The 14,726-nt window shown below is 60.5% G+C and carries 14 protein-coding genes and 1 pseudogene; 9 read left to right on the forward strand and 6 right to left on the reverse strand.

Annotated features, from left to right (window positions below):
- Positions 1 to 111: 111 nt before the first annotated feature.
- The 6 genes and pseudogenes from ACYZTX_RS27355 to ACYZTX_RS27380 all read left to right on the forward strand — a co-directional run bounded on the left by ACYZTX_RS27355 (position 112) and on the right by ACYZTX_RS27380 (position 6,293).
- Positions 112 to 630 carry an RNA polymerase sigma factor gene (locus tag ACYZTX_RS27355; RefSeq protein WP_462036629.1) on the forward strand — a complete coding sequence of 173 codons (519 nt, stop codon included), beginning with the start codon at positions 112 to 114 and terminating at the stop codon, positions 628 to 630.
- Positions 627 to 1,598, forward strand: coding sequence for a FecR domain-containing protein (locus ACYZTX_RS27360; protein ID WP_462036630.1), 972 nt, complete (start codon positions 627 to 629; stop codon positions 1,596 to 1,598). Before ACYZTX_RS27355 ends, ACYZTX_RS27360 begins: the two co-directional genes overlap by 4 nt.
- A gap of 200 nt (positions 1,599 to 1,798) precedes the next feature.
- A pseudogene (locus ACYZTX_RS27365) lies at positions 1,799 to 4,227 on the forward strand (TonB-dependent siderophore receptor).
- Positions 4,228 to 4,299: 72 nt separating this feature from the next.
- Positions 4,300 to 5,430, forward strand: a complete 1,131-nt coding sequence (locus tag ACYZTX_RS27370) for a PepSY-associated TM helix domain-containing protein (protein WP_462036631.1) — start codon at positions 4,300 to 4,302, stop codon at positions 5,428 to 5,430.
- Positions 5,427 to 5,606 carry a hypothetical protein gene (locus ACYZTX_RS27375; RefSeq protein WP_462036632.1) on the forward strand — a complete coding sequence of 60 codons (180 nt, stop codon included), beginning with the start codon at positions 5,427 to 5,429 and terminating at the stop codon, positions 5,604 to 5,606. Before ACYZTX_RS27370 ends, ACYZTX_RS27375 begins: the two co-directional genes overlap by 4 nt.
- A gap of 57 nt (positions 5,607 to 5,663) precedes the next feature.
- Positions 5,664 to 6,293 carry a glutathione S-transferase gene (locus tag ACYZTX_RS27380; RefSeq protein ID WP_462036633.1) on the forward strand — a complete coding sequence of 210 codons (630 nt, stop codon included), beginning with the start codon at positions 5,664 to 5,666 and terminating at the stop codon, positions 6,291 to 6,293.
- Between the two features lie 210 nt (positions 6,294 to 6,503).
- On the opposite strand, the gene creD is transcribed toward ACYZTX_RS27380, so the two are convergent.
- From creD to ACYZTX_RS27405, 5 genes are all read right to left on the reverse strand, one after another.
- Complete coding sequence (creD, locus tag ACYZTX_RS27385) at positions 6,504 to 7,874, reverse strand: cell envelope integrity protein CreD (protein WP_462036634.1); 1,371 nt, start codon at positions 7,872 to 7,874, stop codon at positions 6,504 to 6,506.
- A gap of 88 nt (positions 7,875 to 7,962) precedes the next feature.
- A complete protein-coding gene (creC, locus tag ACYZTX_RS27390) occupies positions 7,963 to 9,381 on the reverse strand; it encodes a two-component system sensor histidine kinase CreC (protein WP_462036635.1) in 1,419 nt (472 codons plus the stop codon).
- Positions 9,381 to 10,061: a two-component system response regulator CreB gene (gene creB / locus ACYZTX_RS27395; protein WP_462036636.1), complete on the reverse strand. Its 681-nt coding sequence runs from the start codon at positions 10,059 to 10,061 to the stop codon at positions 9,381 to 9,383. The genes creC and creB overlap by 1 nt, the downstream gene beginning before the upstream one ends.
- 59 nt (positions 10,062 to 10,120) lie before the next feature.
- Positions 10,121 to 10,627, reverse strand: coding sequence for a retropepsin-like aspartic peptidase RloA2 (gene rloA2, locus ACYZTX_RS27400; RefSeq protein ID WP_462036637.1), 507 nt, complete (start codon positions 10,625 to 10,627; stop codon positions 10,121 to 10,123).
- Positions 10,628 to 10,725: 98 nt separating this feature from the next.
- Positions 10,726 to 11,274, reverse strand: a complete 549-nt coding sequence (locus ACYZTX_RS27405; protein WP_462036638.1) for a DUF2780 domain-containing protein — start codon at positions 11,272 to 11,274, stop codon at positions 10,726 to 10,728.
- Positions 11,275 to 11,489: 215 nt separating this feature from the next.
- On the opposite strand from ACYZTX_RS27405, the gene ACYZTX_RS27410 reads away from it, so the two are divergent.
- From ACYZTX_RS27410 to ACYZTX_RS27420, 3 genes are read left to right on the forward strand one after another with little or no spacing between them, the layout of a single operon-like run.
- Complete coding sequence (locus ACYZTX_RS27410; RefSeq protein ID WP_462036639.1) at positions 11,490 to 12,080, forward strand: fasciclin domain-containing protein; 591 nt, start codon at positions 11,490 to 11,492, stop codon at positions 12,078 to 12,080.
- Between the two features lie 53 nt (positions 12,081 to 12,133).
- Positions 12,134 to 12,769 (forward strand): sigma-70 family RNA polymerase sigma factor, encoded by a 636-nt coding sequence (locus ACYZTX_RS27415; RefSeq protein WP_462036640.1) that lies wholly within the window; start codon positions 12,134 to 12,136, stop codon positions 12,767 to 12,769.
- Entirely contained in the window at positions 12,766 to 13,440 is a 675-nt protein-coding gene (locus tag ACYZTX_RS27420) for an anti-sigma factor (protein WP_462036641.1), read from the forward strand. The genes ACYZTX_RS27415 and ACYZTX_RS27420 overlap by 4 nt, the downstream gene beginning before the upstream one ends.
- A gap of 55 nt (positions 13,441 to 13,495) precedes the next feature.
- Here ACYZTX_RS27420 and fdhA read toward each other — a convergent pair whose 3' ends face one another.
- Positions 13,496 to 14,695 (reverse strand): formaldehyde dehydrogenase, glutathione-independent, encoded by a 1,200-nt coding sequence (gene fdhA / locus ACYZTX_RS27425; protein ID WP_282380524.1) that lies wholly within the window; start codon positions 14,693 to 14,695, stop codon positions 13,496 to 13,498.
- Positions 14,696 to 14,726: the final 31 nt, after the last annotated feature.

A 14,726-nucleotide genomic window follows, 5' to 3' on the forward strand; every position in this document is an offset into this window, starting at 1 on the left:
ACTCAAAGACGTTGTCGGTCACCCGACCAGCGCCAATTGCTTACCTCCCCCGCCTCTGCCACAATCGCGAACAATTCTCGTTAGTTAACACTTCCCAATCGGTGATGCTGCGTGTCGTCAGTCCAAAGCCCTCAAAGTGAGCTCGTTGGTGCGTTGTATCGCGACCATCGCGGTTGGCTATTGGCTTGGCTGCGGCGCAACGTGGCCTGTCCGCAACGGGCCGAAGACCTGAGTCAGGACACATTCGTGCGCTTGCTGGGTCGTGAAGAGCTGAAGGCGCCGCGCGAGCCACGCGCGTTTCTGGTGGCGATCGCCAAGGGTCTGCTGTTCGATTATTTCCGCCGCGCCGCGCTGGAGCAGGCCTACCTCACGGAAGTGATGCTGATCCCTGAAGGTGAACAACCGTCGGTGGAGGAACAGCACATGATCCTCGAAGACCTCAAAGCCATCGACCGTCTGCTCGGCAAGCTCTCAAGCAAGGCCCGGGCGGCGTTTCTCCATAACCGTCTCGACGGCCTCGGCCACGCCGAAATCGCCGAGCGTCTGGGTGTGTCAGTGCCGCGAGTTCGTCAGTACCTGGCCCAGGGTATTCGTCAGTGCTACATCGCGTTGTACGGTGAGCCGGTATGAGTCCGGTCAGTTCCAAACCCGTCTCGGCGCAGGTGCTGGATGCCGCGATCGCCTGGCAATTGTCCCTGGACTCCGGCAACCCGGTGGAGCGCGAAGAGTTCGCCAAATGGCACGCCGCCCACGAAGAACATGCGCGTGCATGGCGCCAACTGGGCATGCTCGACCAGCGCTTCAGCGTTGCCAGCGGCCCGGCACGCACTGCGTTACTGCAATCGCGGGAGAGTATCCGCCGGCGCGTGCGCAAACTCGGCAGCGGCGTGGCCAGCATCGTCGCGGTGATCGGGTTGGCGCTGTTCGCCGGCGAGCGTTATCTGCCGATCGACTATTGGCTGGCCGACCAGCGCACCGCCACCGGGGAGCAACGCACCTTGCACCTGGCCGACGGCACGCTGATCAATCTCAATACCCACAGTGCCGTGGACGTGCGGTTCGATGAAACGCAGCGATTGATCATCCTCCAGGAAGGGGAAATCCTCGTCGAAACCGGCCACGGTGACGCCCGGCCGTTTATCGTCGAAACCCGTGAAGGCAACATGCGCGCACTGGGGACACGGTTCCTGGTCAAGCGCGAAGAACAAGGTACGCGCCTGAGCGTGCTGAAATCGGCGGTGGCGGTCCATCCCGAGTCGAGTCCTGAAGAACAGATTCTGCATGAAGGCCAGCAAGTCCTGATGCGCAGCAATGGCCTCGGGCCGATCGTCGCGCTCAACCTCGGCGCCGATGCCTGGACCCGCGGCATGCTAGTGGTGGACAACACGCGGCTGGAAGACCTGGTCCATGAACTCGGTCGCTATCGCCGCGGGTATTTGGGTGTTGCAGCCGAGATTGCCGACCTGCGAATCACCGGCAGCTTCCCGCTGCATGACACCGACAAGGCGCTGAGCGCGCTGTTGCCGACCCTGCCGGTGCAGATCGAACAGCACACACCGTGGTGGGTGACGGTCGCGGCGAAGACAGACGCCAAGTGATGTTGAGCCAGGCAAGACGCCTTCGCGAGCAGGCTCGCTCCCACAGGGAATTGCCGTCAAATGTGGGAGCGAGCCTGCTCGCGAAGGGGCCATCAGCTTCACCACACTGAATCTAAATTATTTTCAATCAGCCCTATCACTTTTGAATTCTCGCTCGGCACCTAGGCAATTGAGAAATATTTCCATTCAGGAGCCGCCGTATGTCCCGTTCGCTAGACACCTTGTTGCGCCCCAGTTTGCTGGCAATCGCCATTGCCCTTTGCTCCCCTCTGGCCAGCAGTCAGCTAATCGCCGCTGAACAGGCGTCCAGCGTTCGCACCTACAACCTGCCGGCCGCGCCATTGGCCAGCACCTTGAACCAGATCGCCAGCCAGGCGGGCCTGGCGCTGTCGTTGAATCCATCGCTGGCGGCGGGCAAGATCGCGGCACCGGTCAAAGGCCAGTTCGACGCAACCGGCGCTCTGCGTGAAGCCTTGCGCGGCACCGGTCTGCAACTGGAACAGAGCAGCGCTGGCACGTACAGCCTGGTGGTCGTGCCCGAAGGCGTGATGGCCCTGCCGGAAACCGCCGTCATTGGCGTGGAAAACACCGAAAGTGCCTGGGGTCCGGTGCAAGGTTATTTGGCCACCCGCACCGCCGCCGGTACCAAGACCGATACCGCGCTGGTCGAAGTGCCGCGCTCGATTTCGGTCGCCACCCGCGAGCAAATGGACGACCGCAACGTGATAGCCTCGATGACGCGGTGCGCTACATGCCCGGCATCACCGCCAGCAGCTACGGCAGCGACACCCGCGCCGATTGGTTGCGCGTGCGGGGTTTCGAACCGACGCAATTCCTCGATGGCCTGCCGCTACCAAAAGGCGTGTACGCCAATCCGAAACAGGAAACCTGGAACCTCGACCGCCTCGCCCTGCTGCGCGGCCCGGCTTCGTCGGTTTACGGCCAGACCCCGCCAGGTGGCTTGCTCGACATGGTCAGCCGTCGCCCCAGCGCCGAGTCGAGCAACGAAATACAGGTGCAATCCGGCAGTGACAACCATCGTCAGATCAACTTCACCAGCACCGGCAAGATCGACGACGAAGGCCAGTTCCTCTACGGCCTGAGCGGTGTGGTGCGCGACAGCGGCACGCAGATCGACCACGTCGACAACAAGCGCTACAACATTGCGCCGAGCCTGACCTGGAACATCGACGAAGACACCCGCTTCACCCTGCTCACCCAGTTCACCCGTGACGATACCGGCATCACCAGCCAGTTCTTGCCGGTGCAGGGCACCAAGATCCATTCGCCGCTCGGCAAGATCTCCCATCACAAAAACCTGGGCGACCCGGACTGGGAATTCTACGACCGCACCTACTACGCGCTGGGCTACGCCTTTGAACATCGCTTGAACGATGTCTGGCAGTTCAAGCAGAACCTGCGTTACACCAAATCGGACCTGTCCTTCCAGGCCCTCACCCCCGGTGCCTATCCGTTCACCCAGGTCGATGCCGAGGGCAACGTGGGCCGTTCGAGCACCAGTGTCGATGAGGACATCAGCCAATTCGCCGTGGACAACAACTTCCAGGGCGACTTCGCGACCGGCGACATCCATCACACTTTGTTGATCGGCCTCGATCACCAGCGCACCAACACCAACTACACGTCGATCTTCGGCGACGGTCTGACCACCAACGTCAACAACCCGATCTATGGCCAGCCCATCGTTCGTCCGCCACGCTCGGCGGCGTTCTACGACTACGACCAGAAGACCTACCAGACCGGTCTGTACGTCCAGGACCAGATGGCCCTCGACCAATGGCGTCTGACGTTGGGGGGTCGTGAAGACTGGGTTCACACCAGCACAAAGTTCTTCAACAAGGGTGACGCCACCAACACCGAACGGGACAAGAACTTCAGCGGCAACGCGGCGATCAGCTACGTGTTCGACTCGGGCTTCGTACCCTACTTGTCCTACGCCGAGTCGTTCCAGCCGACCAGCAACGCCACGGCATCGCCGACCGATTCGTTCAAGCCGACTGAAGGCAAGCAATGGGAACTGGGCATCAAGTACCAACCGCCTGGCAGCAGCACCCTGCTGACCGCTGCGGTCTACGACCTGACCCAGAAAAACGTCTCCGTCACCACGACCAACTCAGACAACGTTTCAATCACCAGCCAGACCGGTGAAGTCAAAGTCAAAGGCCTGGAACTGGAAGCCGTCTCCGACGTGACCGAGAACCTCAAGGTCATCGCCGCTTACACCCTGGCCAAATCCGAAGTACAGAAAGGCGATTTCAAAGGCAATCGTCTGCAACTGATGCCTAACCAGCAGGCTTCGCTGTGGGCCGATTACACCTGGCACAACGGCGTGCTGGATGGTTTCGGCGTCGGCGCCGGTGCTCGCTACACCGGCAATACTTACGGAGACCAGGGCAATACCTCGCTCGGCAAGGCTGACGCCTACACCGTGTTCGACGCCGCGGTTCATTACGACCTGGGCCGTCTGGACAACAGCCTGAAAGGCGCCTCCCTGGCGCTGAACGCCACCAACCTGTTCGACAAGGACTACATCTCCACCTGTGACAGCTTTTATTGCTACTACGGTGACCAACGCAGCGTCGTCGCCAGTGCAACTTACAAGTGGTAATTGCCTGACCTGACACGCCCAATAACCAAGCCGTCCTTAGTGGACGGCTTTGGTTGTTCTAAAGGCCAAGAAATGAAAAGTAAAACAATTCGCCGCTGGTCCTTCGTCCACACCTGGACCAGCCTGATTTGCACGGTCTTTCTGCTGATGCTGGCGCTGACTGGCTTGCCGCTGATCTTCCACCACGAGATCGACCACCTGCTGGGCGATGCCGCTGAATTGAAGGTAATGCCGGCGGACACCCCGCTGCTGAATTTGCAGCAGTTGGTGCAGGCGGCTGAAAAACACCGTCCCGGCGAAGTCATGCAGTATTTCGGCTTTGAAGAAGAAGAGCCCAACGCCGCGATTGCGATCATGGCGGCCACCGCCGGCACTGAACCAAATTCGTCTCACACCTTCATGCTCGACGCCCGCACCGGTGAAGCGCTGGAGATGCCATCGGCCAATGGCGGCTTCATGATGGTCATGCTGCGCCTGCACGTGGACATGTTCGCCGGTCTGCCGGGCAAGTTGCTGCTGGCGTTCATGGGCATTCTGTTCGTGGTGGCGATTGTGTCCGGGACGGTGCTGTACCTGCCGTTCATGCGCCGTTTGAATTTCGCCACCGTGCGCCAGAACAAATCCACCCGCCTGCGCTGGCTCGACCTGCACAACCTGATCGGCGTGGTGACCTTGACCTGGGCCTTGGTGGTCGGCGTCACCGGCGTTATCAGCGCGTGCGCCGACCTGTTGATCGCTGCGTGGCGCAACGACAGTCTGAGCGCGATGATCGCGCCGTACCGCGACGCGCCGCCCCTGACACAACTGGCGCCCGCGACCCGTTTGCTCGACATCGCCAAAGAAGTCGCACCGGGGATGCAGCCGGACTTTATCGCCTTTCCCGGCACACGATTCTCCAGCGAACACCATTACTCGGTGTTCATGAAAGGCAGCACTCACCTGACCTCGCACCTGCTGACACCGGTGCTGATCGACGCCAGCACCCTGAAAGTCACCGCCGTGGCCGAACGGCCGTGGTACATGGGCGCCATGGGCATGTCACAACCGCTGCACTTCGGTGATTACGGCGGCATGCCGATGAAGATTCTCTGGGCGACCCTGGATGGGCTGACCATCATCGTGCTCGGCAGCGGAGTTTACCTGTGGGTGGTGCGGCGCAAGGCTGCGAAACCTGTGCTTGAACAAGCGGAGGCTCAAGCATGAGGCCGAGGCAGTCAAACTTCTGGAAGGTCTTTGCCACGCCGACCGTTATCGCCCTGCTCAGCGCTGCGGGGCTGTTTTCCGCACTGCTGGGGGATGGCGTGTGGGATGCCTTGAGCTGGCTGGGCTTGGGCGTTCCCGTAGTCCTCGCCCAGCGCGGGTTGCTACAACGCCGCTGACTGAGCAGCGGATCAACGCGCTATGCTGCCGACACTGCCACTGATCGAGACGCTGCCATGTCCGCCCCCAGCATGACCCTGTTCCACAACCCTTTGTCGCCCTTCGTTCGCAAAGTCATGGTGCTGTTGCACGAAACCGGTCAACAGGACCGCGTGGCGCTGCAAACCAGCGTGCTCACGCCGGTCAGCCCGGACCCGACGCTCAACGAAGACAACCCGCTGGGTAAAATCCCGGCCCTGCGCCTGGCCGATGGCAACGTCATCCACGACAGCCGGGTGATCCTCGATTACCTCGATCAACAGCACGTCGGCAACCCGCTGATACCGCGCGACGGCTCGGCCCGCTGGCGGCGCCTGACCCTGGCCTCCCTGGCCGACGGGATCATGGACGCTGCCGTGCTGATTCGTTATGAAGTCGCCCTGCGTGCCCCGGAAAAACACTGGGACGAGTGGCTTGATGGCCAGCGTGAAAAGATTCGTCGCGGCCTGACAGCGCTGGAAGCCGACGCGATTGCCGAATTGGCCAGCCACTTCGATGTGGCAGCGATCAGTGTGGCGTGTGCGTTGGGCTACCTGGATTTACGCCATCCGGATCTGGAATGGCGCACGGCGAATCCGAAGCTGGCCGAGTGGTTTTTCGAGGTGAGCCAGCGGGCTTCGATGCTGGCGACGATGCCTAAGGTTTAGATCTTCATTGACTGGGCTGGCCTCTTCGCGAGCAAGCCCGCTCCCACATTTGGTCTGTGGTGTGCACAAACTTAGTGTTCACTGGAGATCCCGTGTGGGAGCGAGCCTGCTCGCGAATGCACCACACGGGATCTAACGAAAACAACACCGCAATCCGCGTCGCCAACTCTTCGCCTTCCCGCTGATCCTCGCGCAACCCCAACGACCGGCTCATTCCACCGCTCCAATATCAAACGCCAGCGGCTTGGCCGACTTCTGCCCAATCCCATACCAGTCCAGCTTGCGGGTCAGCACCATGAACACGCCCAGCAAACCGAACAACAGCAGCGAACCCATCAACAACGCGTAATCCTCTGCACTCAGCAAGCCATAGAGCAAGCCATACAACGCAGCCAATCCCGCCGAAAAACTCAAGCCGTGACGCACGCTGCGCAGTACATGGCAGACATAAAAACCGATCAACAATACGCAGCCGCTCGCCGACAACAGGTACGCCAGGGCAAAGCCGATGTGCTCGGACAGCGACAGCAACAGCAGATAGAAAAACGCCAGGGCTACGCCCACCAGAGCGTATTGCACGGGGTGCACCGCCAGGCTTTTCAGCACTTCGAAGAGGAAGAAACCGGCGAAGGTCAGGACGATAAACAGCAATGCATATTTGATTGCCCGATCGCTTTTCAGGTACTGATCCACCGGGTCGATGAAGCTCACGCCGAAACTACGGCCGGTGAAGGCTTCGCAACCGCCGCTGGACACGCAGCTGCTCAAGGCCTCTTGCAGGTTGGTCGAGAAAAACGAGGTCTGCCAATGGGCGGTGAACCCCTGATCGCTGACATCACGCTGGGCCGGCAGGTAATTGCCAATGAAACTCGGATGCGGCCAATTGGCAGCCAGCGAAACCTTGCTGGTCTTGCCCACCGGCAGGATCTGTAGCTGACCAGTGCCTTGCAGACGCAGGTCAAAACCGAAGGTCAGTTCCGTGGCTTGTTTTGCGTCGAGTGCCGGCAAGGTCACATGCACGCCCTCCCCCAACCAGCCCACCTGGCTACCGGGGACGAAGTCCAGTTTCTGGCCATTGAGCTCGAGTTTCAGGGCGTTTTCGATGCCGCGAATATCGCTGATCCCGACCGCCAAAAACGGCTGATCGAACTGGTAATCAACGAAGTCTTCCTTGATACCCAATTGAGCCGGGAGCGAAAAATGCCCGCTGATGCGGTTGTCCGCATGAAACAGACGCGCCTCATAAATGCCACGAGAACGCAGTTCGGTCTGGACGTCGCCGTCGAGTTCGAAGCGCTCCGGGAGGAAATACAAACGGCCGCGTTCTTCACCTACTTCCTGGTAACGCTCGTTGGTTGCCCCTTTGAGCTTCCAGGTGCGCACCACTTTGCGATACGGCACCACCATCAACGGTCCGCTCAGTTGCTGGCTGTAGCTGGAGCTGCGGGCGATGTCTTCCAGGACACCGTCGCGCAGTTGCTGGCGGTCCTGGATGATGCCGTTGATCATTAGCAACGGGATGAGCAATAGCAGAATCAGAAGGGCAATTGCCCCGAGTTTAAGGGTCAGGCTGCGGTTCATGGGACTCTCCTTGTTTGGATGGGGAGAGTCTGGGATGGCTGTGTGGGGAATTTATGGGAGAACTGTGGAGAGTGTGTGGCGACTGACGCTAAGGCAGGTGCAACAGGACCTCTACACCACCCTCGGCGTTACCGATGCTCATCGCCCCACCATGCAGCTGCACCACTTCCTCAACAAAGTTAAGCCCCAACCCCGTGCTCTTGCGCCCGCTGTCCGGTCGAGGCAGGGAATAAAAACGCTCACTCAACCTCGGCAACGCATAGTCGGGAATCGCCTCGGCCTGGTTAAACAGTCTGAACTCAATCTGCTCTCCCATACGCTCGGCGCTGAATCTCAGCAAGCCCTGAGCTGGGGTGAAATCCAAAGCATTCTCCAACAGATTCCCCAGTGCCTGACGCAACAGAAACGGTTCGCCGAGCAGGTTCAAATCCGCCGCAATCCGTTGTTCCACGCGCAACTGCTTGCTTTTGATGCGCGCCGCCTGAGCGTTCAGCAATTCATCTACCAACTTCGCCAGTGGCACCGCCACCCGCTCCTCCAGCCCTTGGCGCTGTTCAACTTGAGCCAGGTTCAACAGCCGCTCGATCAACTGCTGCATCCGCACACTTTCGCTGTCGATGTTGCTGACAAAACGCTGTTGCTGAGCCAGCGGCATCTCGCCTTGCAGCAACTCCGCCGCGCCGCGAATCGCCGCCAGCGGGCTTTTCAGTTCGTGGGTCAATGTATGCACGTAACGCTCGACGTAGGCTTTGCCTTCGAGTTGCGTACGCATCTGCTCCACCGCCGTCGCCAGTTGTTCCAGTTCGCCGCCACGATAGTGCGGAACCTCGACCCTGCGGCCCTCACTCACCGCTTCGGCGTACACCGTCAACCGCCGTAACGCAGCGCTCAACCACCAGGACAACAACGCGCCGAACAGCAGACCGAGGCCGATCAGACCCGCACCCCAGGCAAGCAATCGCCGCTCAGTGCGATCAACGTAAGGCTGCAACGAGCTGTTGGGTTTGGCAACGGTGACCACGCCGATGATCTGGCCGTTGTCGCGAATCGGGGCGCCGACGTGCATCACCGAGGAGTTCGGATCGTTCGGATCACTGCGACTGGAACGAGCGCCATATTCGCCACGCAGGGTCAGTAAAACGTCGTTCCAGCGCGAGTAGTCCTGGCCCACCGCGACGCCACTGGAGTCCAGCACCACGACGCCCTTGGCATCGGTGACGTAGATGCGGTGGTTGACCTGGTTCTTCGGCAACCCCCAGATGCTCGCCTTCGGTTGCCGTTCGCCATAAGCCTTGAGCAGTTCGGGCCAGCGGTTCTGATTCAGGGTGCCGGCCTTGAAATCGTCGCGCAGGATTTCGGCCATCAGGTTGGCGGTATCGACCAGCGTTTCTTCGGTGGACTGGCGCACACCTGGACGGATTTCTTCCATCACGGTGTTCAGCACAAAGTAGCCGGTCAGGCCGATAAACAGCACGTAGACCAGAAAAATCCGGATCCCCAGCGGCATCAGCTACGCCCCGGGCTGTAGCTATAACCGAGGCCGCGATGGGTCTGGATGGGTTCCGCGTCGGCCTTCACCAGGCGCAGTTTGGCGCGCACGCTCTTGATGTGGCTGTCGACACTGCGTTCGTAACCGGCATCAGCGGCGACACCCAGCGCATCGAGCAATTGCTCGCGGCTGAAGACGCGTTCGGGTTGGTCCAGCAGGCATTGCAGCAAACGAAACTCATGGCGAGTCAGGCTCAGGGGCTGACTGCGATAACTAATCTGCACCCGTTCGTTGTCGATGCGAAACAGCGCGGACGCCGCCTCCGCCACCGGTCGTGGCGCCATGCGCTTGAGAATCGCCCGGACCCGCGCCGCCACTTCCCGGGGGCTGAACGGTTTGACCACGTAATCGTCGGCACCAATCTCCAGACCGACCACGCGGTCGATCTCTGCGTCACGGGCGCTGAGAAAAATCACCGGCACCTCGCTAAAACGCCGCAATTGCTTGCAGGTCTCTAAGCCGCTGATGTCTGGCAGGCCGATATCGAGGATGATCAGGTCGGCCGGCGTGGCGCGCTGATGTTCAAGCGCCGCTGCGCCAAGGCTCAACCAGGTGGTGGTGAAGCCCTCGCCCTGCAAGGCGAAAATCAGGGTATCGGCAATCGCCGCTTCGTCTTCGACAATCAGGATATGAGGCATGGCGTCCGAGCCCACTAGTTAAGTGGGCGAACGGTGCCCCAAGGCTGATTCGCCGTCAATCAGCAGTCAGGTTTGTCCGCCGTAAAGCGCCGCGCCGGGTTTACCGCCGCGCCGAATTCACGCAAGGCCTTGGCACCGATCAGCAACGGATAGTTGAAGCTGCTGCGGTCGGTGAGGTTGACCTCCACCGTGCGCTTAACGTTGCCCAGGCACAATTCCAGATCGACTACCGGACGTTTGGTGGGTGCGCTCTCGTCCTTCTCATCCTCGTCTTCTTCGGAGCGGGTCTTGATCTTGCTGATCCGCGCGACCTTGTGTTCGTAGACCTTATTGCTCGCGTCTTTGGTGCCGAGGCGGAAGCGCACCCACTCGTCGCCATCGCGGGTGAAGGTTTCGATGTCTTTGGCCGACAGCGACGCCGTCAGGGCACCGGTGTCCATTTTGGCCTTGAGGACTTCGCCGCCGATTTGCGGCAGCGCGATGTATTCGTAGCGCCCGTACAGGGTCGGCTCAGCGGCCAGGACCGGAAGGGCCACGAGGGAAATCAGTGCAAGGAGGGATTTCACGTATTGGGCTTCCTTGAGAAGTGGACAACGGGATTTTAGACCGTGGTTGAGTTGTTCGTTCCCACAAGGTTAACGATCCCAAGGTGAAACATTCGTCGTCAACTACCGGTGCCGGCGCCCCAGATCCCGCCCAGGTTTTCCAGCAATGAACCGCCGACGCCCTGTTGACCGAGGTATTGCAGCAGCACCGGGGCAAACTGGCCGATCATGCCGCTGTCCATGCCCAATGCGCTGAACGCGTTGTTCAGGTCGCTGGCGTTCTTCACGTTGCCCAAGGCGTTGTCCAGACCTGCCGCTTGACCGGACGAGCCGAGCAAGGCGCTGAGGGCGCCGAGCTCAACACCGCCGGACAGTTTGTCGATTCCCGGTACGCTTCTGGCCAACGCAGAGTAATCGGTCGAACTCAATTGATTCTTCGCCAGACCGAGCATCGCCCCGGCACCGCCAACGGCTTGTTGTGGCGTCACGTTCAATTGGCTGAGCGCACTCAGCAGACCGGCCGTCTGCGAGGTCGGCGCGGCGGCGGCGTTATCGCCCTGCATGCCGGAGATGGCATTGGCCGCATCGTTCAGGCTGAATTGAGCGAAGACCGGGCTGGCCGCCAGACACATCAGCGAAGCCAGTGCAAAACCGCGTGAAATCTTCATTCAGACATCCTCATGTACCATGAAAACCGCCCGGCAATGGGCGGCGAAAAACTGTGTGTTGGACTGGCATCCCAGGGGATTGTTCCCAGCATTGGCGAGGCCCAGACGAACAGTCAAAAAAGAATTGACCGGCGCTGCATCCAGTCGGGTCCCGCCTGCGTATATCAAGCACGGACAGACACTCCTGGCCGATTCCCTGCACGAGGATCATCACCATGAAACGCACTTCGATCAAAACGCCATTGATTGCCAGCCTATTGACCCTGGCCTTGGGCGGCGGGTTCGCCCTGAACACCGTGCAAGCGGCAGATACGAATCATGCTGTCATCGTCGGCGGCCAGAGCATGCTGCCGAGCAAAGACATCATCGATAACGCGGTGAACTCCGCCGACCACACCACTTTGGTCGCCGCCGTGAAAGCCGCAGGCCTGGTGGATACCCTCAAGGGCAAAGGCCCGTTCACCGTGTTCGCCCCGGTCAATTCGGCCTTCGCCGCCCTGCCCGCCGGCACTGTCGACACCTTGCTCAAACCCGCCAACAAGGCGACCCTGACTAACGTCCTCACCTACCACGTCGTCGCCGGGAAACTCGACATGATGACCCTGGCCGAGAAGATCAAGGTCGGTGGCGGCAAGGCCGAACTGACCACTGTCGCGGGCGGCAAGCTGTGGGTGATGATGAACGGCCCGCACAACATCACGATCAAGGATGAAAAAGGTGACGTCGCCGACATCACGACCTATGACGTGTTCCAGTCCAACGGCGTGATTCAGGTCATCGACAAAGTACTGATGCCTAAAAGCTGAGGTGTGCTGCCGACCCTGTCCATCGGGGTCGGCGGATTTCGAGGTGGCCACCCGTGAATGGAACAACCGCGCACCGTGAACTAACCTCTGCCTGCAACCGGCACCTCACGCAGCCCAACTCGATTGCCTGGAGAACTGCTATTCCCACCGTCGATGCCGATCAGCTCAGGCAGCTTTTAGCCCAGTGTTCACTGGGCGACCGCCGCGCTTTCGAGACGCTTTACCGCACCGTCGGCCCTCGGCTGCATGGCGTAGCGCTGCGTTTCATGGGGCGGCCGGACCTGGCTGAAGAAGTGCTGCAGGAAAGCTTCGTGCGCATTTGGAACAATGCTTCGCGCTATGAGGCGCATCTGTCGGCACCGCTGACCTGGATGATCAACATCACCCGTCATCAGGCGATCGATCAGTTGCGCAAACACCGCGACCGTCCGTTGACCGACATTGAAGAACAGGCGCTGGAGGATGAAAGTCCCTCGGCCCACGAACAGCTCAGCAGTGCCCGTGAGGCCAGCGCCTTGAACCGGTGCCTGGAAAGCCTTGAAGGCATGCAGCGTCAATCGATCACCGTGGCTTACTTTCAGGGGTTGTCGTGTTCCGAACTGGCCGAACATCTGGCCGCGCCACTGGGCTCGGTGAAATCCTGGATCCGACGCGGTATGGAGCGCCTGCGCAGGTGCCTTGAATCATGAACTATCAAACCCCGACCCTGCGCCGCGCCCTCGCCGCCGATTACGCCATCGGCTTGATGCCGTCTGCCGCTCGTCGGCGTTTTGAACAGTTGTTGCTGGAAGACGCAGCGCTTCGCGCGGAACTGGCGCAGTGGCAGGAAAGCCTCGCGAGCATGACCGAAGCCCTGCCAGAGTTGCCGGTGCCGGATCGGGTGTGGCAGGGAATTACGGCGCGGATTGAGCCGCAAGTGTTGCATATGCCGCAGAAACGTCCGTTCTGGAGCTGGATGCGAGTGACGGCGGCGGTTTGCTCGCTGGTGATCGCCGTCACCTTGGGCATGCTCTACAACCGCGACAGTGCGCGTTACAGCGCCACGCTGCTGACTGCCAACGCACAGCCTGCGCTGAAGGTTGAAGCGCATGAGGATTATTTGAAGGTCGAGCCGTTGACGCTGGCAGCGGTTGATCCAGGGCGCAGTCTGGAGTTGTGGGCGATTCCGACGGACGGCAAGCCGATTTCACTTGGAGTGATTCCGGCGGGCGGTAAGGGTCGCGTAGAGCTGAGCGATGCGCAGAAGGGGCTGATCGGCAAACCGATTGCGTTGGCGGTGAGTCTTGAGCCGAAGGGGGGGTCGCCGACTGGGCAACCGACTGGGCCGGTTCTATATCAAGGAGCGTTGGCAGCCCTTTAATGACCGAACAAAAAAACGGCGACCCGAAGGTCGCCGTTTTGTTTTGCCTGAAGCCTTACGCAGCACTGAACAACTTGTGCGGATCAATCACAAACTTCTTCGGTACGCCCGCATCGAACTCGCCATAACCGCGTGGCGCGTCATCCAGGCTGATGACTTCCACACCGACGATGTCGGCAATATGGATGCGGTCCCACATGATCGCCTGCATCAGCTGGCGGTTGTACTTCATCACTGGCGTCTGGCCGGTGTGGAAGCTGTGGGATTTGGCCCAGCCCAGACCGAAGCGGATGCTCAGGCTACCCATTTTTGCGGCTGCATCGACTGCACCTGGATCTTCAGTCACGTACAGGCCCGGGATACCGATCTTGCCGGCCACCCGAACCACGCCCATCAGCGAGTTGAGCACGGTAGCCGGAGCCTCGTGTTTCACGCCGTCATGGCCGTGTCCACGCGCTTCGAAGCCTACGGCGTCGACGGCGCAATCCACTTCAGGCTCGCCCAGCAGCGCAGCAATCTGCTCATGCAACGGGGTGTCCAGGGACAAGTCAGCGATTTCGAAACCCTGAGCCTTGGCGTGCGCCAGGCGGACCGGGTTGACGTCACCGATGACCACCACTGCCGCGCCCAGCAGGCGAGCGGAAGCGGCAGCCGCCAGACCAACTGGGCCGGCACCGGCGATGTACACGGTGCTGCCTGGACCCACGCCGGCCGTCACTGCACCGTGGTAACCGGTCGGCAGGATGTCGGAGAGGCAGGTCAGGTCACGGATTTTTTCCATGGCCTTATCACGGTCAGGGAGTTTCAGCAGGTTGAAGTCGGCATACGGCACCAAGGCGTATTCAGCCTGGCCACCGGTCCAGTCGCCCATGTCGACATAACCGTAGGCACCGCCGGGACGCGCCGGGTTAACGCTCAGGCATACACCGGTGTGCATTTCTTTGCAGGAACGGCAGCGCCCGCAAGCGACGTTGAACGGTACTGATACCAGGTCGCCGATCTGCAGGTTTTCGACGTCGCGGCCTTTCTCGATCACTTCACCCGTGATCTCGTGGCCCAGTACCAGGCCGGTCTGGGCGGTGGTACGACCGCGCACCATGTGCTGATCCGAACCACAGATGTTGGTAGAAACTACGCGCAGGATGACAGCGTGTTCGATCTTCCTGCCGCGCGGGTCCTGCATTTTGGGATAGTCGATTTTCTGTACTTCGACCTGGCCATTGCCGAGATACACGACACCACGATTACCAGACATGCTTTCACCTCGCTGTTGTTTTTATGTAGCG

This window comes from Pseudomonas sp. MDT1-17 (assembly GCF_054898105.1).